The sequence below is a fragment of the Streptomyces sp. NRRL S-455 genome (assembly GCF_000717875.1).
Classification (GTDB): Bacteria; Actinomycetota; Actinomycetes; order Streptomycetales; family Streptomycetaceae; genus Streptomyces.
In genome coordinates this window covers 75,552-97,864 of sequence record NZ_JOCT01000012.1, presented here as the reverse complement: position 1 = coordinate 97,864, position 22,313 = coordinate 75,552, and the positions used below count along the sequence as shown (strand labels likewise).

General features: G+C 71.4%; 26 protein-coding genes. 21 read left to right on the top strand and 5 right to left on the bottom strand.

Going from position 1 to position 22,313, the window contains the following annotated elements; all coding sequences use genetic code 11:
- The first annotated feature begins 3 nt into the window (after positions 1–3).
- Together IE97_RS43050 and IE97_RS43045 are read left to right on the top strand one after the other, a co-directional pair.
- The gene (locus IE97_RS43050) at positions 4–225 is read left to right on the top strand and encodes a nitroreductase family protein (RefSeq protein ID WP_234310788.1); all 222 of its coding nucleotides are present in this window, start codon (positions 4–6) and stop codon (positions 223–225) included.
- A gap of 221 nt (positions 226–446) precedes the next feature.
- Entirely contained in the window at positions 447–743 is a 297-nt protein-coding gene (locus IE97_RS43045; protein WP_234310789.1) for a nitroreductase family protein, read from the top strand.
- A 21-nt stretch (positions 744–764) separates the two neighbouring features.
- Here IE97_RS43045 and IE97_RS0117635 read toward each other — a convergent pair whose 3' ends face one another.
- The gene (locus IE97_RS0117635) at positions 765–1,184 is read right to left on the bottom strand and encodes an ATP-binding protein (RefSeq protein WP_030240500.1); all 420 of its coding nucleotides are present in this window, start codon (positions 1,182–1,184) and stop codon (positions 765–767) included.
- Positions 1,185–1,296: 112 nt separating this feature from the next.
- Here IE97_RS0117635 and IE97_RS0117630 point away from each other — a divergent pair, with 112 nt between their 5' ends.
- The 4 genes from IE97_RS0117630 to IE97_RS0117615 are packed head-to-tail and all read left to right on the top strand — an operon-like array spanning position 1,297 to position 3,828.
- The gene (locus tag IE97_RS0117630) at positions 1,297–2,121 is read left to right on the top strand and encodes a helix-turn-helix domain-containing protein (protein WP_030240498.1); all 825 of its coding nucleotides are present in this window, start codon (positions 1,297–1,299) and stop codon (positions 2,119–2,121) included.
- Entirely contained in the window at positions 2,118–2,309 is a 192-nt protein-coding gene (locus IE97_RS0117625) for a DUF397 domain-containing protein (protein WP_030240493.1), read from the top strand. The genes IE97_RS0117630 and IE97_RS0117625 overlap by 4 nt, the downstream gene beginning before the upstream one ends.
- A gap of 46 nt (positions 2,310–2,355) precedes the next feature.
- A complete protein-coding gene (locus IE97_RS0117620) occupies positions 2,356–3,372 on the top strand; it encodes a DUF5954 family protein (protein WP_030240490.1) in 1,017 nt (338 codons plus the stop codon).
- 54 nt (positions 3,373–3,426) lie between these two features.
- Positions 3,427–3,828 carry a VOC family protein gene (locus IE97_RS0117615; protein ID WP_030240486.1) on the top strand — a complete coding sequence of 134 codons (402 nt, stop codon included), beginning with the start codon at positions 3,427–3,429 and terminating at the stop codon, positions 3,826–3,828.
- Here the strand turns inward: IE97_RS0117615 and IE97_RS0117610 are convergent.
- Positions 3,811–4,497 carry a helix-turn-helix transcriptional regulator gene (locus IE97_RS0117610; RefSeq protein WP_030240483.1) on the bottom strand — a complete coding sequence of 229 codons (687 nt, stop codon included), beginning with the start codon at positions 4,495–4,497 and terminating at the stop codon, positions 3,811–3,813. The genes IE97_RS0117615 and IE97_RS0117610 overlap by 18 nt on opposite strands.
- 200 nt (positions 4,498–4,697) lie before the next feature.
- On the opposite strand from IE97_RS0117610, the gene IE97_RS0117605 reads away from it, so the two are divergent.
- Positions 4,698–5,597, top strand: coding sequence for an RNA polymerase sigma-70 factor (locus tag IE97_RS0117605; protein WP_030240480.1), 900 nt, complete (start codon positions 4,698–4,700; stop codon positions 5,595–5,597).
- A 117-nt stretch (positions 5,598–5,714) separates the two neighbouring features.
- Entirely contained in the window at positions 5,715–6,461 is a 747-nt protein-coding gene (locus IE97_RS0117600) for an SDR family oxidoreductase (RefSeq protein ID WP_030240461.1), read from the top strand.
- A gap of 56 nt (positions 6,462–6,517) precedes the next feature.
- Here IE97_RS0117600 and IE97_RS0117595 read toward each other — a convergent pair whose 3' ends face one another.
- Together IE97_RS0117595 and IE97_RS0117590 are read right to left on the bottom strand one after the other, a co-directional pair.
- Positions 6,518–6,715, bottom strand: a complete 198-nt coding sequence (locus IE97_RS0117595; protein ID WP_030240456.1) for a hypothetical protein — start codon at positions 6,713–6,715, stop codon at positions 6,518–6,520.
- A 70-nt stretch (positions 6,716–6,785) separates the two neighbouring features.
- Positions 6,786–7,724, bottom strand: coding sequence for an AraC family transcriptional regulator (locus IE97_RS0117590; RefSeq protein ID WP_030240454.1), 939 nt, complete (start codon positions 7,722–7,724; stop codon positions 6,786–6,788).
- An 81-nt stretch (positions 7,725–7,805) separates the two neighbouring features.
- On the opposite strand from IE97_RS0117590, the gene IE97_RS0117585 reads away from it, so the two are divergent.
- A complete protein-coding gene (locus tag IE97_RS0117585; protein ID WP_030240451.1) occupies positions 7,806–8,642 on the top strand; it encodes an NmrA family NAD(P)-binding protein in 837 nt (278 codons plus the stop codon).
- Between the two features lie 14 nt (positions 8,643–8,656).
- Here the strand turns inward: IE97_RS0117585 and IE97_RS0117580 are convergent, their stop codons facing one another.
- Positions 8,657–9,784, bottom strand: a complete 1,128-nt coding sequence (locus IE97_RS0117580) for a YihY/virulence factor BrkB family protein (protein WP_030240447.1) — start codon at positions 9,782–9,784, stop codon at positions 8,657–8,659.
- Between the two features lie 109 nt (positions 9,785–9,893).
- Here IE97_RS0117580 and IE97_RS0117575 point away from each other — a divergent pair, with 109 nt between their 5' ends.
- The 12 genes from IE97_RS0117575 to IE97_RS0117525 all read left to right on the top strand — a co-directional run bounded on the left by IE97_RS0117575 (position 9,894) and on the right by IE97_RS0117525 (position 22,300).
- Positions 9,894–11,528 carry an acyl-CoA dehydrogenase family protein gene (locus IE97_RS0117575; protein WP_030240442.1) on the top strand — a complete coding sequence of 545 codons (1,635 nt, stop codon included), beginning with the start codon at positions 9,894–9,896 and terminating at the stop codon, positions 11,526–11,528.
- Between the two features lie 286 nt (positions 11,529–11,814).
- Entirely contained in the window at positions 11,815–13,092 is a 1,278-nt protein-coding gene (locus IE97_RS0117570) for a GAF domain-containing protein (RefSeq protein ID WP_030240436.1), read from the top strand.
- 175 nt (positions 13,093–13,267) lie between these two features.
- A complete protein-coding gene (locus IE97_RS0117565; RefSeq protein ID WP_030240433.1) occupies positions 13,268–14,581 on the top strand; it encodes a hypothetical protein in 1,314 nt (437 codons plus the stop codon).
- 58 nt (positions 14,582–14,639) lie between these two features.
- A complete protein-coding gene (locus tag IE97_RS0117560; RefSeq protein WP_030240429.1) occupies positions 14,640–15,212 on the top strand; it encodes a GNAT family N-acetyltransferase in 573 nt (190 codons plus the stop codon).
- A gap of 126 nt (positions 15,213–15,338) precedes the next feature.
- On the top strand, positions 15,339–15,422 hold the full coding sequence (locus tag IE97_RS43615; RefSeq protein WP_311241247.1) for a putative leader peptide: 84 nt from the start codon (positions 15,339–15,341) through the stop codon (positions 15,420–15,422).
- A 126-nt stretch (positions 15,423–15,548) separates the two neighbouring features.
- Positions 15,549–17,246: a nitrite/sulfite reductase gene (locus tag IE97_RS0117555; protein ID WP_030240426.1), complete on the top strand. Its 1,698-nt coding sequence runs from the start codon at positions 15,549–15,551 to the stop codon at positions 17,244–17,246.
- Positions 17,243–17,422 (top strand): hypothetical protein, encoded by a 180-nt coding sequence (locus tag IE97_RS0117550; protein ID WP_030240422.1) that lies wholly within the window; start codon positions 17,243–17,245, stop codon positions 17,420–17,422. The genes IE97_RS0117555 and IE97_RS0117550 overlap by 4 nt, the downstream gene beginning before the upstream one ends.
- A complete protein-coding gene (locus IE97_RS0117545; RefSeq protein WP_030240419.1) occupies positions 17,419–18,129 on the top strand; it encodes a phosphoadenylyl-sulfate reductase in 711 nt (236 codons plus the stop codon). The genes IE97_RS0117550 and IE97_RS0117545 overlap by 4 nt, the downstream gene beginning before the upstream one ends.
- Before the next feature lie 35 nt (positions 18,130–18,164).
- Positions 18,165–18,701, top strand: coding sequence for an adenylyl-sulfate kinase (gene cysC / locus IE97_RS0117540; protein WP_030240416.1), 537 nt, complete (start codon positions 18,165–18,167; stop codon positions 18,699–18,701).
- Positions 18,698–19,636: a sulfate adenylyltransferase subunit CysD gene (gene cysD / locus IE97_RS0117535; RefSeq protein ID WP_030240411.1), complete on the top strand. Its 939-nt coding sequence runs from the start codon at positions 18,698–18,700 to the stop codon at positions 19,634–19,636. Before cysC ends, cysD begins: the two co-directional genes overlap by 4 nt.
- Positions 19,637–19,638: 2 nt before the next feature.
- A complete protein-coding gene (locus IE97_RS0117530) occupies positions 19,639–20,973 on the top strand; it encodes a sulfate adenylyltransferase subunit 1 (protein ID WP_030240407.1) in 1,335 nt (444 codons plus the stop codon).
- A 223-nt stretch (positions 20,974–21,196) separates the two neighbouring features.
- Positions 21,197–22,300, top strand: coding sequence for an aliphatic sulfonate ABC transporter substrate-binding protein (locus IE97_RS0117525; RefSeq protein WP_030240402.1), 1,104 nt, complete (start codon positions 21,197–21,199; stop codon positions 22,298–22,300).
- Positions 22,301–22,313 lie beyond the last annotated feature (13 nt).

The window sequence follows — 22,313 nt, the reverse complement described above, 5'->3', positions numbered from 1 at the left end:
CACGTGACGTCGGCGGCGCATCATGGCCGACACCAATGCAGAGGAATCGCTTTGCCCAGTACAGCTTCTCCCCTCACAGACATCGTCCGGGCCCGGCGCTCCGTTCGGAAGTTCCTGCCCGCCCCGCTGTCCCCGTCGGACATCCGGGGCGTGCTGGAGGATGCCCAGACCGCCCCGTCGAACTGCAACACCCAGCCGTCTCCGGTGCCCCGCGGAACGCCCTGAGTAAGGAACTGCTCAAGGCCGATCAGGAGGAGCGCCTCTCCAGCGACTTCACCTTCTCCTACTCCGACTTCGGCGACGGCGTCTACCTCGACCGGGCGCACGACCATGCCGCGACGCTCTACGAGGCGCTGGGAATAGCGCGCTCGGACCGGACACGCAGGAAGGCAGCAGCCCGCGACAACCTGGAGTTCTTCGGCGCTCCTCATGTCGCCTTTCTCTTCATGCCGGTGTTCGGCGACGGAGTGCGTGCGGCCGGTGACATCGGCATGTACGCGCAGAACTTCCTCCTCTCCCTGGTAGCCCGGGGACTCGACGGCATTCCGCAGACCATGCTCGGGTTCTACGCCGATGTGGTCCGCGAGTTCCTGGACGTACCCGAGGAGCTCAAGCTGTTGTTCGGCATCTCGTTCGGCAGGGCCGATGAGGCTGCTCCGGTGAACACCTTCCGCATGGGGCGGGTTTCGCTGGAGAGGAGCGTGGTGCTGCACGGAACTCCCGGGGTCCTCGACGAGCGGTAATCCCGAGAACGGCCCGCAGACTCACCGTCCGGCGAACTCGCACCACACGATCTTCCCGGGGTCCCGCTCCCCCACGCCCCACTTGTCCGCCAGCTCCGACACCAGCAGCAGCCCACGCCCGCCCTCGCGCGGCTCCCCGCCCTCCGCCTGCGGTACGGCCGGTAGGCCGGCCCCGCTGTCGTGCAGCTCGACGCGCACGCCACCTTCGTACGGCAACGGCAACGGCAGCAGCCGCAGCAGGAAGCCGCGGCCCGGCGGGACGCCGTGCACCAGGGCGTTGGTGGCGAGTTCGCTGACGCACAGCACGATGTCGTACGACCGTTCCACCGCGCCCCAGTCGGCGAGCGCCTCACGCGTGAAGGCGCGGGCGGCCGGGACGGACTGGCGTTCGCGGCGGTAGAAGCGTTCACGCGGGGACGGGTGGGGGATTTCCTCGTTCACGCGACCAGAGTCACTCTCCGTGGCCATCATGGAACAGTACGTGCGCCCGTACAGCCCCTCTGTACGGGTGCACGACGGTGAACGTACGCGCGCGGGTGGGGAGTTGGACCGCATGAGCACGACTCGACGGGCACGGAGGAACGCCTCGGCGATGAAGATGGTGGGCGCCCTGCTCGCCGTTTTCCGTGAGGCCGCCGGCTACACGCAGAAGTCACTGGGCGAGCGGTTCGTGGTGGGCGAGCAGCAGATCGCCTCGATCGAGCAGGGCAGACGGCCGCTGAAACCGGATCTCGCCGAGCAGCTCGACAAACTCCTGGAGACGAAGGGGGCGTTGGTCGCTGCGCTGGAGCACATGCCGGAGGTGGATCTGGTGCCGCTGTGGGCCGAGGAGTTCCTCGACCGGGAGCGGGAGGCCATCGCCATCTCCTGGTACGAGAGCCAGGTGATCCCGGGCCTCCTGCAGACCGAGGCGTACGCGCGGGCGGTCTTCCGCAGCCGCGTGCCGGTGTACGACGAGGACCAGATCGAGCAGTTGGTGACGGCACGCATCGAGCGGCGGGAGATCCTGCACCGCAAGGTACCTCCGACGGTGAGTTTCGTGGTCTGGGAGGCGGCGCTGCGGGATCGGCTGGGTGGACGGAAGGTGTGCGTCGAACAGTTGGGGCACCTGCGGGAGTACGCCGAACTGCCCGGCCTCACGTTCCAGGTCCTGCCACTGGGACGCACCTCGCACGCCGGGCTGGACGGGCCGTTCATCCTGCTGGAGACCCCGGAGCATCAGCGGCTCGCGTACACCGAAACCCATCGCGGCAGCCAGCTGATCGCTGACCCGAACGAAGTGGCGATCCTCAATCAGAAGTATGCGATGCTGCGGACACAGGCCCTGACCACCGAGGACTCGAGGGACCTGCTGGACCGTCTTCTGGGAGAGCAATGAGCGGCACCGCGCTTGAATGGTTCAAGTCCAGCTACAGCGGCAGTGAAGGCGGCGCATGCCTGGAGGTCGCCACCCACCCCACCGCCATCCACATCCGCGACTCGAAGACCCCCACCGCACCCCACCTCACCGTCACCCCGTCCACCTGGACCGCCTTCCTGAAGCTGCCCAACAACACCGTCTGTTGAGTCGTTCGGTCTGCACCGCACCCCCGCCTCCGGCGACAATGCGTGCATGACCGATGACTGGCAGCAACAGCTCGACGCGCTCCACGAGGAGCTGGTCCGCCGCGACGACCCCGCCGCCTGGGTGCGGGAGGCCGACGCGGTGGACGCCTCCCGGCGGTATCCCCACCTCGCGATGCGCGGGCCGGTCTTCGGGATCGCCGCGCTCGATCCGGCGGCCGGGCCCGAGTGGCGGCTGCTGAAGCCGGTGGTGGACGGCATGCCGCAGATGGCCCGGGACGGGCTGAACTCGCACCTGTGGTTCACCGCGAAGGACGGCACCGACGATCCGGCCGTACGGCGTGGACTGCTGGGGGCCGTCGCGGTGCTGGAGCGGGAGCCGGTGAACGAGGTGGAAGCGTGCGGGGTGCGCTACCGGGTCGTGCGCGGGGACGAGTTCGCGCGGATGAACGAGGAAGGGCTCGAGCCGCCCCGGCCCACGGACCCCGAGCCGAGGGAGCGGTCGTGGGGGAAGCGGGCGAAGGACGCCCCGTCCCCCGACGTCGGCTTCGTCCTCGACCCGGCCCGCTCGGACGGCCCGCTCGCGGGCGCGCTGAAGCTGGGGCTGCGGGACTTCGCGTACTCGGGCGCGCGTTTCCCCTCCCGCGTACGCGCGGACTCGCAGCGGGCGGTCACCACCCACCCGGAGGTCGTGCTGCTGCCGACCACCTACAGCGTGGTGGAGCGGGACGGAACCGGCTGGGAGCCGTGCGGCGCGCTCATGACCACACCGCACGACGCGCGGCGCATGCTCTACAACGGCCTGGCGGAGATCTGGGCACTGCTGTACCGGTACGACGACGCCAAGAAAGCCCGGTACGCGGAGGCGGCCGAGGAGTACCGGGCGCTCGGCGGTGCCGACGAGTTCCGTGTCGACGACCGGCTCTTCCGGATCTGCCGCGTCGAACGCCTGCTCCGGATGGGCCCCGACGGCCCGGAGCCGCCGCGCCCCTCGGACGTCGACGAGTACGGGCCCATGCAGATCCACCCGCAGATGGACGAGCACGGCTCCATCACCCCCGAGTGAGCCCTGTCCGATTCCTTCAAGACCGGCCCGCCATGCCCTGCCTACGGTGGCCGCATGACCGCACGATTCAACGCCATCGGCCTCGTCGTCTCCGACATGGCCGCGTCCGTGACCTTCTACCGTCGCCTCGGGTTCGCCTTCCCGGCGGGCTCCGAGGAGCAGCCGCACGCCGAGGCGGAGCTACCCGGTGGGCTGCGGCTGTTGCTCGACACGGAGGAGACGGTCCGCTCGTTCCACACCGGGTGGCGGCCGCCCACCGGCGGGGGCCGGTCGTCGCTGGCCTTCCTGTGCGACGGTCCAGGGGAGGTGGACACGCTGTACGAGGAGCTGGTGGGCTCCGGCTACCACGGCGAGCTCAAGCCCTGGGACGCGTTCTGGGGGCAGCGGTACGCGGTGGTGAACGACCCGGACGGCAACGGTGTCGACCTGTTCGCTCCGCTACCGGCCGCCCAGTAGGGCACGCACCGGCACACCGGCCAACTCCTTGACGTCCCGGGCGAGATGGGCCTGGTCCGCGAACCCGGCCCGGGCGGCCGTCTCCGCGAGGGGCACGCCGTCCCGGGCCAGTGCGAGGGCGCGCCGCATCCGCAGCACCCGGGCCAGCGTCTTGGGGCCGTAGCCGAAGGCGGCCAGCGAGAGGCGGTGCAACTTCCGGACGCCGAGGCCGAGTTCGTCGGCGGTCGCGGCGACCGGGCGGCCCGCGGCCAGGGCCGCGACGACCTGCCGGAGCAGTGGGTCAGGGGGCTCGGCATCCGCCGCGCACGCCAGGGCCACTTCCTCCAGCCCGCTCGCCGGGTCCGGGGCCCCGTTCACCCGGGCCGTGAGGCGCCGCACCTCCGAGGCCGGCCACAGGTCGGAGAGGGCGACCCGCCGGTCACGCAGCTCGTGCGCGGGTACGCCGAGGAGGGCGGGCGCGGTGCCCGGGTAGAAGCGGACCCCCGCCCAGCTCCGGGGCTCACCGTCGGTGACATACGCCCGCGTGTCCGGACCGGCGACCAGCAACCGGCCGTCGTTCCAGAGCAGATCCATACACCCGTCGGGCAGGATGCGTGCCGCACCGCCGCCGGCCGGGGTGTTCGTCCACACCACGGCACCGGCCAGCCGGGACGCCCGCTCCGCGTACACGTGGAAAAGGCTACGCCCGGTCGCCCGTGAGCCCTTGGCGCTCCGGGTCCCGGCTCCTAGGGCGCGTTCCTGGTTCTGATCATGTGGCTGGGCGGAGGCTGCGGAGCCGGATGACCGCATGGTGCCACACGTGGGCCGATGTCCCATCCGGGGCAGCTGCCGGATGCCGGATGCTCCCGCGCCTCTGGCAGGCTGGGCGCGTGACGTCAGAGATCGCCGAGGAGTTCACGGCCCACCGCCCCAGGATGTTCGGCCTGGCCTACCGGTTGCTCGGTTCCGCCGAGGAGGCGGAGGATGTGGTGCAGGAGGCGTATCTGCGCTGGAGCAGCGCCGACCGTGCGGTGATCGATCACCCGGGGGCCTGGCTCGCCAGGGTTGTCACCAACCTCTGCCTCAACCGGATCACCTCGGCCCGTGTGCAGCGCGAGCAGTACGTGGGGCCGTGGTTGCCGGAACCGGTGTTCACGCAGGACGGGCCGCTCGGCCCGATGGAGTTGGCCGAGCAGCGCGATGCCGTGTCGACGGCGCTGCTGGTGCTGTTGGAGCGGCTCACGCCGACGGAGCGTGCGGTCTATGTGCTGCGCGAGGCATTCGGCTACGGTCATCGGGACATCGCCAGGGTGGTTGACCTGAGCGAGGCCAACTGCCGCCAGTTGTACCGCAGGGCCATCCAGCGGGTGGCGACGCCCGAGGCCCGCTTCACACCGGCAGCCGAGCAGCAGCGCGAACTCGTCGAGTCCTTCGTTACAGCGGCACGTGAGGGCGATCTGGCAGGCCTGGAGAAGCTGCTCGCCGAGGACGTCACCTGGTGGAGCGACGGCGGCGGCAAGGTCACCGCGGCCCGGCGGCCCCTCGTTGGCCGGGAGACGGTCATGCGCTTCCTGGTGGGCGGCGCGCAGCGGTTCCAAGCCGGCTTGGACCTCGCGGTCGCCGAGGTCAACGGGGCGCCGGCGCTGGTGGCGCACGCGGCGGAGCAGCTCATCGCCGTCGCCTCCTTCGAACTGCGCGAGGGCGTCATCGCCCAGGTGCGGGTCGTCGTCAACCCGGACAAACTCATCTTCGCGGGCCGCCAGTTCGCCGCCATGGGTCCCGGAGCGTGAGCCGCGTGCGAGTGCAGACACGAGGAGGCTGTCACATTTTTGGATGCTCGTCGGTTCCCAGCGGGTGACGGGCGCTCCACCGGGGAGCGCCCGCCCACCGAAGGGACGACAACTGCCATGACCACGATCCTGGTGACGGGCGGCACCGGAACGCTCGGCCGGCGCCTCACCGAGCGGCTGCGTGCGGACGCGCACGAGGTGAGAGTGCTGAGCCGGCACTCCCGGCCGTACGCCGTGGACCTGCGCGAGGGCACCGGGCTGGCCGCTGCCGTCGCGGGCGTAGACACGGTCGTGCACTGTGCGACCAACCCGCGCGGCGGCGACGAGCAGGCGGCACGCCATCTGATCGAGGCGGCCCGCCGCGCCGGGGTACGGCATCTGGCGTACATCTCGATCGTCGGCATCGACCGGGTGCCGCTTGGCTACTACCGGACCAAGCTTGCCGTCGAAAGTCTGATCGAGGAGTCGGGGCTCGGCTGGACGGTGCTGCGCACGACGCAGTTCCACGACCTGGTGCTGCAGTTCCTCCAGGGCTCGGCGAAGCTCCCGGTCATGCTGCTCCCGGCGCAGGTCGCCGACCAGCCGATCGAGGTGGAGGAGGTCGCCGCCTACCTGGCCGAGCTCGCAACCGGGGCGCCCGCGGGGCGGGTGCCGGACATGGGCGGCCCCGAGATCCGTACGTTTCCGGAGTTGGCCCGGGCCTATCTGCGCGCAAGCGGACGACGCCGTCCCGTGCTGAACGTGCGCCTGCCCGGCAAGGCCTACCGCGGGTTCCGGGCGGGCGGGCATCTGACGCCGGAGCGGGCCGTGGGTGAGGTCACGTTCGAGCAGTTCCTGGCGGGACGTTTTCCTGCGCGAGGCTGACGCCTCGACAGGCAGGTTCGGCCCATACCCAGAGCGGTTGCGGCACGGAACAGGGCCTAGTCGCCGCCGTCGCCACTGGTCCGGTTCCCGCTCCCCCCGCTGCCCTTCCCCGCGATGTGCAGCAGCTCGCCCGCGCCACGCGTCACGGCCGCCACGACACGGACCCAGCGCGGACCACCGCGCTCGGCCCACACCACGCAGACGCACCCACCGATGACGAGCGCCAGAACCCCGAGCAGTACCAGAACGGCCATGTCTCCCCCACCCTGCATTTCGTACGGCAGTTCTGATCTTCTCAGACGGGGAAGAGGCGCCTCACCCGCCTCACCCGGCGCGGCCGTCCCGGTGCTCCCGCGGGCTCACCCCGTACGCCCTCTTGAACGCCGTCGACAGGGCGAACGCGCTCCCGTAGCCGACCCGCCGGGCGATCGCCTCCAGGGTGTCGTCGGATGCGCGCAGGCGGTCCGCCGCGAGGGCGAGGCGCCAGCCGGTGAGGTAGGACATCGGCGGTTCGCCCACGAGGTCGGTGAAGCGGCGGGCGAGTGCGGCGCGGGAGACTCCGGCCTTGGCGGCGAGGGACGCCACCGTCCAGGGGTGGGCGGGGTCGTCCTGCAGCAGCCGCAGGGCCCGGCCCACGACCGGGTCCGCGAGTGCCCGGTACCAGGCGGGTGCCTCGGCGTCCGGTCGGGAGAACCAGGCCCGCAGCGCGGCGATGACCAGCAGGTCCAGGAGGCGGTCCAGGACGACCTCCTGACCGGGCTCGTCGCGGACCACCTCCTCCGTGATCAGCTCGGTGAGCGGGCAGTCCCACACGTCGGTGGTGAGGGAGAGCAGGGGCGGCAGCGCGTCGAGCAGCCTGCCGCCGATCTCGCCCTGCATGAGGTACGTGCCGATCAGCATCACCGTGGAGCCGTCGGGCCGATTGCCCCAGGTACGCACGCCGAGGTCCATGGAACCGTTCAGGGGGCGCCCGTCGGGGTAGCCGCACTCGCCGCCCGGCAGGATCAGCGCCTGCGGTGCCGTGGCGGGATCGTCGGCGCAGGTGTAGGGGGCGGGGCCGCGCGCGATGGCGATCTCGCCGGCCCGCAGCCGCACCCGCTCCCCGGCGTCCGGCAGGATCCAGGCGTCGCCACGGACCACGAGCATCAGCGTCAGCGGAGCCCGGTCCTCGACGCGCACCGCCCACGGCGGGTCGAAAGACGCCCGGATCATGAACGCACCACGGGCGCGGGGCCCCTCCAGCAGGCCTGCGAGGACGTCCATGGGGACAGCGTAGACGCGCGCACATGGGAATGAGCCGTTCAGCGATGGGACCCTGCGGCGTACGGCAGTTGACTCGGGGGCATGGCACAGAACACGGAACACGGGACGGTTGTGGTGACGGGCGCCTCCGGGCGTACCGGGAGCCGGGTGGCCGAGGCCGCGCGGGCGGCCGGGCTCACGGTGCGGGAAGCGTCCCGGGCGAGCGGCTTCGACTGGCAGGACCGGTCGACCTGGGCGGACGTCCTGCGCGGCGCCGACGCGGCCTATCTGGCCTACCCCTCCGACGTCGGCGCCCCTGGTGCCGCCGACGCGGTCGGCGCGCTCGCCCGGGAGGCGGCCGGGCTCGGCGTACGGCGGCTGGTGCTGCTGTCGGGGCGGGGCGAGGAGCAGGCGCGGCCCACCGAGGAGGCGCTGCGCGAGGCGGGTACGGACTGGACGGTCGTACGGGCCGCGTGGTTCGCACAGAACTTCAGTGAGGGGCCGCTGGTGGAGGAGCTGCGGCTGAGCGGGCGGCTGGTGTTCCCGGCGGACGGGGTGCGCGAGCCGTTCGTCGACGTGCGGGACATCGCGGACGTGGTGGTGGCCGCGCTGACGAGCGGCGACCGGTACGCCGGGCAGGTGGTCGAGGTCTCCGGGCCCCGACTGCTGACCTTCGGCGAGGCGGTCGCGGAGATCGCGAAGGTGACCGGGCGCGACCTGACGTACGTCCCCGTGCCGCCGCGCCAGTACGGCGAGCACCTCACCGCCTTCGGGATTCCGGCCGAGGAGGCCGCGTGGCTGGTCGGGCTGTTCGAGTCCCTGCTCGACGGCCGCAACGCCCACCTGTCGGACGGCGTCCAGCGGGTCCTGGGCCGCGAGCCGCGGGACTTCTCGGAGTACGCGCGTCAGGCCGCGGCGGCGGAGACGTGGAAGGTCTGACCCGCCTGGGGAATTCAGGAGTCCTCCGGCTTGTGCGGCGGGTGGGCGCTCTTCGCGTGGGTGCGCAAGCGCGACGTGACGTCCTCCGGGGGGAGGAAGCGGGACCAGCGTTCCGGGAACTCGGAGGGCATGTCGGGGTCGGCCCCGCCCTGGGCGGCGGCGCGGGCGACGTACTCGGCGACCTGCGCCTGGCGGAGCCGCTCGTTGGCCTCGCGGGCCGCGGCCGTCGCGGCGGCCGGCCAGACCCGGTCGATGGCGGCGTTCACCGCGGCCCCCACGAGCACGGCGAACGCGGACACACCGATCCACAGCAGCACGGCGACGGGCGCGGCCAGCGAGCCGTAGATCGTCGGGCCCTCGACGGTGCTGGTCAGGTAGATCCGCAGCAGGAAACTGCCGAGGACCCACATGCCGAGGGCGACGAGCGCGCCGGGCACGTCCTCGATCCACGGGGAGCGGACCGGGACGGACACGTGGTAGAGGGTGGTCAGGAAGGCGATCGACAGCAGTATCACGACCGGCCAGTAGAGGACCTGCACGACCGTCGTCGACCAGGGCAGGATCCGCACCACCGCGTCCGGCCCGGCCACCATCAGCGGCAGGGCGACGGAGCCGATCAGCAGGGCCACGATGAACAGGGCGAAGGCGAGCAGGCGGGTCTTGACGATGCCCCGGACGCCGTCGAGGCCGTACATGACGGTGATGGTGTCGATGAAGACGTTCACCGCGCGGGAGCCGGACCACAGGGCGAACAGGAAGCCGATGGAGATGACGTCGGGCCGGCCGCCCTTCATCACGTCGTGCAGGATCGGCTCCGCGATCTCCCGGACGCCCTGGTCGGAGAGGACCGTGCGGGAGGCCTCCAGGATGTTGGCCTGCAGGCTCTCGATGGTGTCGGCGCCGGTCCAGGCGTCGACGTAGCCGAGCAGCCCGATCATGCTCAGCAGCAGCGGCGGCACCGACAGCAGCGTGAAGAACGCCGCCTCGGCCGCCAGGCCCAGGATGCGGTACTCGATGCAGGAGTTGACGGTGTCCTTGAGCAACAGCCAGGCGGTCCTGCGCTTGGAGACGTTCCGGTAGAGAGCCCGCGCCCGGTGGAGGCGGCCGGTGGGTGTGGCGGGGGTTTCACTTGCTGGCTGCACCCCCTAACGGTATCCGTCGTGCCTGGTCCCACTCACCCACAGGTGGCTCTTCCCCGCGCGGTCCCTGTTCGCTGGTGACCAAGGGGGTACCGCGGGGTACTTTCGGACCATGACTGGCCGCACCCACACTGTGAACAACCAGGTCCCGCCGCTGGTCGGCTACGACGTCTTCGCAGCCGACCGGGCCCTCACGGCGGCGGTGGAACGGCACCTGGACCCGGGTCTGCTCGACGAGGCGCTCGGCGAGCTGTCGGGGCTCGGGCGGACCTCCGGCTCGGCCCAGGTGCAGGAGTGGGGGGCGCTGGCCAACGAGAACCCGCCACGGCTGCGCACGCACGACCGGTACGGCAACCGCGTCGACGAGGTCGAGTTCCATCCGTCCTGGCACCGGCTGCTCGGAAAGGGCGTATCCGCCGGTCTGACGACGGCCTGGACCCGGCCGGGCGGGCATGTCCGGCGGGCCGCCGCCTTCCTGATGTGGACGCAGGTCGAGGCCGGCAACGGCTGCCCGCTGTCGATGACGCACGCGGCGGTGCCGGCCCTGCGCACCGACCCGGAGCTGGCCGCCGAGTGGGAGCCACGGCTGACGTCCGAGGTGTACGACCGTGACCTCCGGCCCGCGCACCTCAAGGCCGGGGCGCTGTTCGGGATGGGTATGACGGAGAAGCAGGGCGGCAGCGACGTCCGGGCGAACCAGACGTCCGCGCGGCCGCTCGCCGAGGACGGGACGTACGAACTGACCGGGCACAAGTGGTTCTGCTCGGCGCCGATGTCCGACGGCTTCCTGGTGCTGGCGCAGGCCCCGGGTGGGCTGACCTGCTTCCTGGTGCCGCGGGTGTTCGAGGACGGCACCCGCAACGTGTTCCTGATCCAGCGGCTCAAGGACAAGCTGGGCAACCGGTCGAACGCCTCCGCCGAGGTCGAGTTCGACGGGACCTGGGCCCGCCGGGTCGGCGAGGAGGGGCGCGGGGTGCGCACCATCATCGAGATGGTGGCGGCGACCCGGCTCGACTGTGTGCTGGGCTCGGCGGGGCTGATGCGGCAGGCCGTCGCGCAGGCGGTGCACCACTGCACCCACCGTACGGCGTTCGGCGGGAAGCTCGTCGACAAGCCGCTGATGCGCAACGTCCTCGCCGACCTCGCGATCGAGTCGGAGGCGGCGACCACCCTGGCGCTGCGGCTCGCGGCGGCCTACGACGACGGCGGCGAGCAGGAGCGGGCGCTGCTGCGGATCGCGGTGCCGACCGCCAAGTACTGGGTGACCAAGCGGTGCCCGGCGGTGGCGGTCGAGGCGGCGGAGTGCCTGGGCGGCAACGGGTACGTCGAGGAGTCCGGGCTGCCCCGGCTGGTGCGGGAGTCGCCGCTCAACTCGATCTGGGAGGGCGCGGGCAACGTCCAGGCGCTGGACGTGCTGCGGGCGCTGCAGCGGGAACCCGGGGCGCTCGACGCGTATCTGCGGGAGGTCGGGCAGGCGCGCGGCGCCGATCACCGGCTCGACGGGGCCATCAAGAACCTGCTGACCGAACTCGCCGACCTGGAGGGCGTGGAGGGGCGGGCGCGGCGGCTGGCGGAGCGGCTGGCGCTGGTGCTCCAGGGGTCGCTGCTCGTCCGGTTCGCGCCGCCGGAGGTCGCGGACGCGTTCTGCGCGGCGCGGCTGGGCGGTGACGGGGGCGCGGTGTTCGGGACGCTGCCGCACACCCTGGACCTGGCGTCGGTGGTGGAGCGGGCCCGGCCGGTGTCCTGAACCGGCGTCCCGGACCGGTGTCCTGAGCCGCTGCCGCGGTCGCGCGCACGGGAAAGCGGGGGTGGTGCTGCGCCGACACGGCACCACCCCCGCCGCACTGGCCCGTTCGAGCCATCGAACGCCGCTCGGGACGGCGCTGCTCAAGTTTCGGCCACGGCCGGGCTGTCCACCAGGGTTGCAGGGGGTTGCAAGTTGCTGCTGACAGTGTGCGGAGTGTGCGCGTCCGCCCGGGGGCAGACGGCACTATGAAACGGTCAGTCAGAAATGGCCCGGGGGGCACACGCCTATGGACGTCACGCAGCTCGCCGCCGTGGACACCGCGCGTGCGGCTCGGGTGCTCAGCGAGGTCCGCTCCGCCCGGCTGTCCGGGCAGCCGGCTCCGGTGGCGCCCCGCCGGGTGATCGAGCAGTCCTGGGAGCGCATGCTGCGCGGCGGGGTCGATCCCGACCACGACTTCCGGGCGGACCTGCTGTCCCGTGAGGAGGTGCAGCGGCGGCGCGAGGCGTCGGCTTTGCGCCATGTGCTGCCGGTGCTGCGGGAGGGACTGCTGGCGGTCGCGGACGTCGCCCACCACATCATGGTGGTCGCCGACGAGGAGGGCCGGGTGCTGTGGCGCGAGGGCAGCGCGCCGGTGCTGCGCAAGGCCGACGGGCTCGGCTTCGAACTGGGCGCGGACTGGCGTGAGGACGTCGTCGGCACGAACGGGGTGGGCACCCCGGCGGTGGTGCGCCGGCCCGTGCAGGTCTTCGCCTCCGAGCACTTCGTGCGCTCCCAGGCCGGCTGGACCTGTGCCGGCGCTCCGCTGACGGATCCGCGGGACGGCCGGCTGATCGGCGTGGTGGACGTGAGCGGGCCGCTGGAGACGATGCACCCGGCGACGCTCGCCTGGGTCGGCTCGGTGGCCAAGCTCGCCGAGGCCCGGCTGCGGGAGATGCACGTGGAGTCGCTGGAGCGGCTGCGCGCGGTGGCGGCTCCCGTGCTGGCCCGGCTCGGCGGGCGCGCCCTGGTCGTCGACGCGGACGGCTGGACCGCCGCCGTGAGCGGGATTCCGTACCTGCGACGGGTCGCCCTGCCGAAGTCGCTGTCGCCGGGCCTGAAATGGGTGCCGGGGCTCGGGCCGTGCGCGGTGGAGCCACTGGCCGGGGGCTGGCTGCTGCGGGCGGCCGCCGACGAGCCGGCGCCGCGCGGCGCGACCAAGATCGTGCTGGACCTCAGACAGGCCCGCGGATGCACGGTGGAGGTCTCCGGTGGCGCGGGCTCCTGGACCCGTGAACTGAGTCCCCGGCACGCCGAGTTGCTCTACCTCCTCGCCGTCCACCGCACCGGCCGCACGGCGTCCGCCCTGGCCGGGGACCTGTTCGGTGACCCGGCGCGGACGGTGACGGTGCGCGCCGAGATGTCCCGGGTGCGGCGCTATCTCGGCGCGTTCCTGGAGCACCGGCCCTACCGCTTCGCCGACCACACGGAGGTCGAGGTCCTGCTCCCGGACGACCCGCGGGGTCTGCTGCCGCACTCGACGGCACCGGCGGTGAGCAGGCTGCGCACGTCCGCGGCCCTGCCCTGAGTTTCACGCGGAGGTGTCGTCCGGCGGCTCCGAGGGGTGCGTCTTTCGCATATTTGCGAAGTCTGAGCCCGCTATCCCGCCCACCTGCCGTAGCATCCCCTACGGGCCACCCCACCTGCTCCTCCGTCAACGTACGGATCACACGGCGCAGTTGGTCCGCCTCGGGAGGACGGGTATGAAGCATCGCGGCAGACACCGGCGGCGCAGAAGGGGCAGGGTGCTGCGTGCGACCCTGGCCGGGACGGCACTCTCCCTCACCGCCGCCGCCACTCTGATCAGCGCCTCGCAGGCCACGGTCACCGACGCCCCCGGGGCCCTGAAGCCGATCGCCGCGTCCGCAGAGGACGGGCAGCTGTCCGTGGCCGAGCAGCGGGTGCCGGAGCGGTGGCTCGACCGGCTCGCTTCCAGGATGGGCCGGCCCGTCGGTGTCGGCGCGGTGCTGCGCGGCGCCGACCACAGCCTGCGGACGGCGGCCGACTGCTCGACCGCCGAGAAGCACACCCTGCCGATCGAACCGGCGGCCACCCGCGCGTACTGCTTCGGTGACACGGACACCCGCGGCTGGCGGCCCGGCGCCGTCACCACCTCGGGTGACGCGGACGACGACGGCCGCTGGGGCGCGGACCGCGTGATCCTCTCCGGCTGGACGCGCGGCGGCGGTGAGGGCGGCTCCATGGACGGCCCGGCCCCCGAGCGAGGCCTGGCCAAGGTCGCCTTCGTCGACGCGAACGACCTCGGCCGGCTCCGGTACACCTGGGCACTGCTGGCCGTCCCGGTGGACGGCGGGCGGGACTACCGGGGGCTGGTCTCCTCGCTGTCCGGCATGATCTGGTACCAGGACAAGCTGCTGGTGACGACCCGCGAGGGCGACCGGAGCGCGCTGTACGTGTACGACATGGACCGCATCCAGCGCGCCACCGTCGACTCCGACGCGGTCGGCCGGGTACGGGGTGGCTGGGCGGCGCACGGGTCCCGGTACGTGCTGCCCGCCGTCGCCTCGTACGCCCTGCCCGGCGGCGACGACGCGCCGCGCCCGGCCTCCGTCTCCCTCGACCGCAGCACCGCCCCCGACAGCCTGGTCGCTAGCGAGTGGGTGCCGGCGGACGGTGACCGGCGCACCCGGCTGTGGCGCTACGCCCTGAGCCGGGACCCGGCCCGGTCCGGCCTGCTCGCCACCGGCTCCTCCGGACACGCGGACCCGGTGGACGCGTACGAGACGAAGACGACCGACGTGCGGGGCGTGCTGTCGTACCGCTCGGGCTGGTACCTGAACCGCGCCGCGGGCTCCGCGGAGGGGCACGGGACGCTGTGGCGCCAGGACCTCGGCGGCGCGCGGGCGACGGAGTGCGCGGCCGACGAGACGCGCCACTGCTGGAGCGGCGGGTCGGGGTCCCTGTCCTACTGGGAGGAGACCGGCGAGGTCTGGTCCCAGTCGGGGCGCATGCTGTTCGCATTGCCGCTGGCGTCGGTGGACCGGGCGCTGGGCTGAGGGGCGAGCACCCGGCCTCCGTCGACACGACACCCGGCCGGATGATTTCCTGACCTCCATGCCCACCATCGCCGTGACCACCTGGTCCCTGGAGCAGATCGCGCCGACCGACCTGCTGCCGGCCGCCGCGCCGGAGGGGGACGTCCGCATCGTCCGCTCCGAGGTGCCCTCCCCCGAGTTCAGCCGGTTCCTGTATGCCTCGGTCGGGGGCGACATCCTCTGGACCGACCGGCTGAGCTGGTCGTACGCGCGGTGGCTGGAGCACCTGGAGCGCCCGGGTGTCGAGACCTGGGTGGCGTACGACCGGGGCACGCCCGCGGGATACGTGGAGCTGGAGGCCCAGGACGACGCGGTCGTGGAGATCGTCTACTTCGGGCTGCTCCCCGCCTTCCGGGGCCGGCGCATCGGCGGGCACCTGCTGTCGTACGGCACGGCCCGCGCCTGGGACCTCGCCGACCGCTGGCCGGGACTGACGCCGACGAAGCGGGTCTGGCTGCACACCTGCAGCAAGGACGGCGAGCACGCGATGGACAACTACCGGCGGCGGGGCTTCAAGCTGTTCGACACCAAGGTCGAGGAGGAGCCGGACGTCGCCGCTCCGGGACCGTGGCCTGGGGCATTCCCCGCCTGACCTGTACGGACACCCCCAGGCGCCCGAATGTGACCAAGGACACCCACGTCTTGAATTCCGAGACAGGAGTGTCCGAATCATGGACGAAGCTGGACTGTGTCCAGATCGCCATGACACGCTTCCGTCATGTCTGGAACTGGAATCGCCTTGGTGAGTCGACGGCACGTCGACCTCGGCCGCATGTCCAGCGCCATCTGTCCGGCGCACTGAGAGCACTCAGCACACGCCCGGCATCCCCTTTCCTCGCCTCACCTCCCGCGCAATGACGCGCCCGTACACCCGTGCGCACGCGCAGGTCAGAGCCGCATTCCCGCCTGTCCGAAGGACGTATCAACCATGGCCGCCACCCCGCAGAACCCTGCCGCCGCGACTCCCCGCCGCAAGGTGAGCCGTCACCGCGGTGAGGGTCAGTGGGCCGCGGGGCACTTCACCCCGCTCAACGGCAACGAGCAGTTCAAGAAGGACGACGACGGTCTCAATGTGCGGACACGCATTGAGACGATCTACTCCAAGCGGGGCTTCGACTCGATCGACCCGAACGACCTGCGCGGCCGGATGCGCTGGTGGGGCCTATACACCCAGCGCCGCCCCGGGATCGACGGCGGCAAGACGGCGATCCTGGAGCCGGAGGAGCTGGACGACGAGTACTTCATGCTCCGCGTCCGCATCGACGGCGGCGCGCTGACCACCCGGCAGCTTCGGGTCATCGGCGAGATCTCCCAGGAGTTCGCGCGCGGCACCGCCGACATCACCGACCGGCAGAACGTGCAGTACCACTGGATCCGGATCGAGGACGTGCCCGAGATCTGGAACCGGCTGGAGGGCGTCGGCCTGTCGACGGTCACCGCCTGCGGCGACACCCCGCGCGTGATGATCGGCTCCCCCGTGGCGGGCATCGCCGAGGACGAGATCATCGACGCCACGCCGGCGCTGGAGGAGATGAAGCGCCGCGTCCTGAACAACCCGGCGTACTCGAACCTCCCCCGGAAGTTCAAGACGGCCATCTCGGGCTCGCCGCTGCTGGACGTGGTGCACGAGATCAACGACGTCGCGTTCGTCGGCGTCGAACACCCCGAGCACGGCCCCGGCTTCGACGTGTGGGTCGGCGGCGGCCTGTCCACCAACCCCAAGCTGGGCGTGCGCCTCGGCACCTGGGTGTCGATCGATGACGTCCCGGACGTCTACGAGGGCGTCATCTCGATCTTCCGTGACTACGGCTACCGCCGGCTGCGCAACCGCGCCCGCCTGAAGTTCCTCGTCGCCGACTGGGGCGCGGAGAAGTTCCGGCAGGTGCTGGAGGACGAGTACCTGAAGCGCAAGCTGATCGACGGCCCCGCTCCCGAGCAGCCGTCGCAGCAGTGGCGCGACCACATCGGCGTGCACCGGCAGAAGGACGGCCGCTTCTACGTCGGCTTCGCCCCGCGCGTGGGACGCGTCGACGGCGCCACGATCACGAAGATCGCCGACCTCGCCGAGGCCCACGGCTCGGGCCGGGTGCGTACCACCGTCGAGCAGAAGATGATCGTCCTCGACGTCGAGGAGGACAAGGTCGAGTCGCTGGTCGAGGGCCTGGAGGCACTGGACCTGACCGCCCGGCCGTCCTCGTTCCGGCGGGGCACCATGGCCTGCACCGGCATCGAGTTCTGCAAGCTCGCGATCGTCGAGACCAAGCAGCGCGGTGCGCAGCTCATCGACGAACTGGAGCGGCGTCTGCCGGACTTCGACGAGCCGCTCACCATCAACCTCAACGGCTGCCCGAACGCCTGCGCCCGCATCCAGGTCGCGGACATCGGTCTCAAGGGCCAGCTCGTCGTCAACAGCGAGGGCGAGCAGGTCGAGGGATACCAGGTGCACCTGGGCGGCGCGCTGGGCCTGGAGGCGGGCTTCGGCCGCAAGGTGCGCGGCCTGAAGGTCACGTCCGACGAGCTGCCCGACTACATCGAGCGGGTCCTCAAGCGGTTCCAGGCCGAGCGCGAGGACGGCGAGCGGTTCGCCACCTGGGCGGCCCGGGCCGACGAGGAGGCCCTGTCGTGAGCGAGCGCGCCGCCCCCTTCTACTGCCCGTACTGCGGTGACGAGGACCTGCGTCCGAGCGCCGAGGCACACGGCGCGTGGGAATGCGCGGCGTGCAGCCGGGCCTTCTCGCTGAAGTTCCTCGGGCTGCTGGCCCAGGGACTGAAGCGATCCGACTCCGGAGGGGCACAGATATGACGACCACTCAGGAAGAGCGCACCACCGAGGACCTGAAGGCGCTCGCCGAGCAGGCGGGCCGCGACCTGGAGAACGCCTCCGCGCTGGAGATCCTCCAGTGGGCCGCCGAGACGTTCGGCAAGCGCTTCTGCGTGACCTCCTCCATGGAGGACGCGGTCGTCGCCCACCTCGCCTCCCGCGCGATGCCCGGCGTCGACGTCGTCTTCCTCGACACCGGCTACCACTTCGAGGAGACCATCGGCACCCGCGACGCGGTCGACGCCGTGATGGACGTCAACGTCATCACGCTCACGCCGCGCCAGACGGTCGCCGAGCAGGACGCCGAGTACGGCCCCAAGCTGCACGACCGCAACCCGGACCTGTGCTGCAAGCTGCGCAAGGTCCAGCCGCTGGAAGAGGGCCTGAAGGACTACCAGGCCTGGGCGACCGGACTGCGCCGCGACGAGTCCCCGACCCGGGCGAACACCCCGGTGGTCGGCTGGGACGAGAAGCGGCAGAAGGTCAAGATCTCCCCGATCGCCCGCTGGACGCAGGACGACGTGGACGCCTACGTCACCGAACACGGCGTTCTGACGAACCCGCTGCTGATGGACGGCTACGCCTCCGTCGGCTGCGCCCCCTGCACCCGCCGGGTCCTGGAGGGCGAGGACGCGCGCGCCGGCCGCTGGGCGGGCCGCAGCAAGACCGAGTGCGGGCTGCACGGATGACGACTCAGACGACTCAGACGATTCAGGAGACCGACGTGACGACCGGAGCCACCGTCTGGCTCACGGGTCTGCCGAGTGCCGGCAAGACCACCATCGCCCACGAGCTGGCCGGGCGGCTGCGCGCCGAGGGCCGCCGCGTCGAGGTGCTCGACGGCGACGAGATCCGCGAGTTCATCTCGGCGGGCCTCGGCTTCACCCGCGAGGACCGGCACACCAACGTGCAGCGCATCGGCTTCGTCGCCGAACTGCTCGCCCGCAACGGCGTGCTCGCCCTCGTCCCGGTCATCGCGCCCTACCAGGACAGCCGCGAGGCGGTGCGCAAGCGGCACCAGGCGAACGGCACCGCGTACCTGGAGATCCACGTGGCGACGCCGGTCGAGGTGTGCAGCGAGCGGGACGTGAAGGGCCTGTACGCCAAGCAGGCCGCGGGCGAGCTCACGGGGCTCACCGGCGTCGACGACCCGTACGAGGCGCCCGAGTCGCCCGACCTGCGCATCGAGTCGCAGAACCAGACCGTGCAGGAGTCCGCGGCGTCGGTGTACGCCCTGCTCAGCGAAAGGGGACTGGCATGACGACGACCGTCGCCAACGTTTCCGAGGAGACCGACAGCCCGTACGCGCTCTCCCACCTCGACGCCCTCGAGTCCGAGGCGGTCCACATCTTCCGCGAGGTGGCGGGCGAGTTCGAGCGGCCGGTGATCCTGTTCTCCGGCGGCAAGGACTCCATCGTCATGCTGCACCTGGCGCTGAAGGCCTTCCGGCCGGCGGCGGTTCCGTTCTCGCTGCTGCACGTGGACACCGGGCACAACTTCCCCGAGGTCCTCGACTACCGGGACCGCACGGTCGCCAAGCACGGGCTGCGGCTGCACGTCGCCTCCGTGCAGGACTACATCGACCGGGGTGTGCTCAAGGAGCGCCCGGACGGCACCCGCAACCCGCTGCAGACGCTGCCGCTGACCGAGAAGATCCAGCAGGAGCGTTTCGACGCCGTGTTCGGCGGCGGGCGCCGCGACGAGGAGAAGGCCCGGGCCAAGGAGCGGGTGTTCTCCCTGCGGGACGAGTTCTCCCAGTGGGACCCGCGCCGCCAGCGGCCGGAGCTGTGGAACCTGTACAACGGCCGCCACGCCCCCGGCGAGCACGTCCGGGTGTTCCCGCTGTCCAACTGGACCGAGCTGGACGTGTGGCAGTACATCGCCCGTGAGGGCATCGAGCTGCCGGAGATCTACTACGCGCACGAGCGCGAGGTGTTCTCCCGCAGCGGCATGTGGCTGACCGCCGGTGAGTGGGGCGGGCCGAAGGACGGCGAGACCGTGGAGAAGCGGCTCGTGCGCTACCGGACCGTGGGTGACATGTCCTGCACCGGCGCGGTGGACTCCGACGCCGACACCATCGAGAAGGTGATCGTCGAGATCGCCGCCTCCCGGCTCACCGAGCGCGGCGCCACCCGCGCCGACGACAAGATGTCCGAGGCCGCGATGGAAGACCGCAAGCGCGAGGGGTACTTCTAAAGATGAGCACGATCACGACCGAGGAACTCTCGGCCACCACCCTGCTGCGGTTCGCCACCGCCGGTTCCGTCGACGACGGCAAGTCCACCCTGGTGGGCCGGCTGCTGCACGATTCGAAGTCGGTCCTCGCCGACCAGCTGGAGGCCGTGGAGCGCGCCTCCGCCAGCCGGGGCCAGGAGGCGCCGGACCTGGCGCTGCTCACCGACGGCCTGCGGGCCGAGCGGGAGCAGGGCATCACCATCGACGTGGCCTACCGCTACTTCGCCACGCCCCGGCGGCGGTTCATCCTCGCCGACACCCCCGGCCATGTGCAGTACACCCGCAACATGGTCACCGGCGCCTCGACGGCCGAGCTGACGGTCATCCTGGTCGACGCCCGCAACGGCGTCGTCGAGCAGACCCGCCGGCACGCCGCCATCGCCGCCCTGCTGCGTGTGCCGCACGTGGTCCTCGCGGTCAACAAGATGGACCTCGTCGGCTACGAGGAGAAGGTCTTCGCCGCGATCGCCAAGGAGTTCACGGCGTACGCGACCGAGCTGGGCGTGCCCGAGGTGACCGCCGTCCCGATCTCGGCGCTCGTCGGTGACAACGTGGTGGAGCCGTCGGCGAACATGGACTGGTACGGCGGCCCGACGGTGCTGGAGCACCTGGAGACCGTGCCGGTCAGCCACGACCTGAGCCACTGCCACGCCCGGCTGCCGGTGCAGTACGTGATCCGGCCGCAGAGCGCGGACCACCCGGACTACCGGGGGTACGCCGGTCAGATCGCCGCCGGTTCGTTCCGCGTCGGCGAGGCCGTCACCGTGCTGCCGTCGGGCCGCACCTCGAAGATCTCCGGTATCGACCTGCTGGGCGAGTCCGTCGACGTCGCCTGGACGACGCAGTCGGTGACCCTCCTGCTGGAGGACGACATCGACATCTCGCGCGGCGACCTGATCGTGCCGACCAAGGACGCGCCCGCGACCACACAGGACATCGAGGCGACCGTCTGCCATGTCGCGGACGCCCCGCTGACCGTCGGCCACCGGGTGCTGCTCAAGCACGGCACCCGCACGGTCAAGGCGATCGTCAAGGACATCCCGTCCCGGCTCACGCTCGACGACCTGTCCCTGCACCCGCACCCGGGACAGCTCGTCGCCAACGACATCGGCCGGGTGAAGATCCGTACCGCCGAGCCGCTGCCGGTGGACTCCTACTCCGACTCGCGGCGTACCGGCTCGTTCATCCTGATCGACCCGAACGACGGCCAGACCCTCACCGCGGGCATGGTCGGCGAGTCCTTCGCCTCCCCGGAGCCCGTCAAGGACGAGGCCGAGGACGACGGGTGGGACTTCTGACATGAATTCCCCGGACTTCTACTCCTCGTTCGCGAAGGAGGGCGGCCGCGTCGGCAGCGGTGCTCTCGGCAGCGGGCAGGGCGGAGTGGCGCGATGTGCGCGCTGACGTACGCGCACTGCCCGCGCGCCCTCACCCCCCACCGCCGTAGACGAAAACCTGCCGACCTCCCGGCCACGACCTGAGAGACCGTGACCGCCGGGCCTGGTGAGAGGACCCCCTCCCGTGCCTGCTCCATCCGCTCTGCGCCGCGGCTTCGCGGTCATCGCCGCACTTCCCCTGCTCACGCTCGCCGCCTGCGGCTACGGCTCCCAGGCCAAGGACGACGGCACCGCCAAGATCGCCGCCGGGGCGAAGAAGATCGACGGTCTCGACACCGTCAAGATCGGCTACTTCGGCAACCTCACCCACGGCACCGCCCTGGTGGGTATGGAGAAGGGCTTCTTCCAGAAGGCCCTGGGCGCCACCAAGGTCGAACCCGCGGTCTTCAACGCCGGTCCGTCCGAGATCGAGGCGCTCAACTCCAAGTCCATCGACATCGGCTGGATCGGCCCCTCCCCCGCCATCAACGGTTACGTCAAGTCCGGTGGCAAGAACCTGCGGATCATCGGCGGTTCGGCGTCCGGCGGCGTGAAGCTCGTGGTGAACCCGGACAAGATCAAGTCGCTGAAGGACGTCAAGGGCAAGCGGATCGCCACCCCGCAGCTCGGCAACACGCAGGACGTGGCGTTCCTCAACTGGGCGGCCGAGCAGGGCTGGAAGGTCGACCCGCAGAGCGGCAAGGGCGACGTCACGGTCGTCCGCAGCGACAACAAGGTCACCCCGGACGCCTACAAGTCCGGGTCCGTCGACGGCGCCTGGGTGCCCGAGCCCACCGCGTCGAAGCTGGTCTCCGAGGGCGGCAAGGTGCTGCTGGACGAGGCGAAGCTCTGGCCGGACGAGAAGTTCGTGATCACGAACATCATCGTGCGCCAGGACTTCCTCAAGAAGCACCCGAAGGTCGTCGAGGCCGTGCTGAAGGGCTCGGTCGAGACCAACAAGTGGATCAACGCCAACCCGGACGCCGCCAAGGAAGCGGCGAACAGGCTGCTGGAGCAGGAGACCGGCAAGGCGCTGCCCGCCGAGGTGCTGGACCCGGCGTGGAAGTCGATCCGGTTCACGGACGATCCGCTGGCCTCCACCCTCAGCACCGAGGCGGAGCACGCCGTGAAGGCGGGGCTGCTGGAGAAGCCGGACCTGAAGGGCATCTACGACCTCGCGCCGCTGAACAAGGTCCTCAAGGCCGAGGGCGAGCCCACGGTCGACGACGCCGGTCTCGGCGCGAAGTAAGCCCGCAACCCCA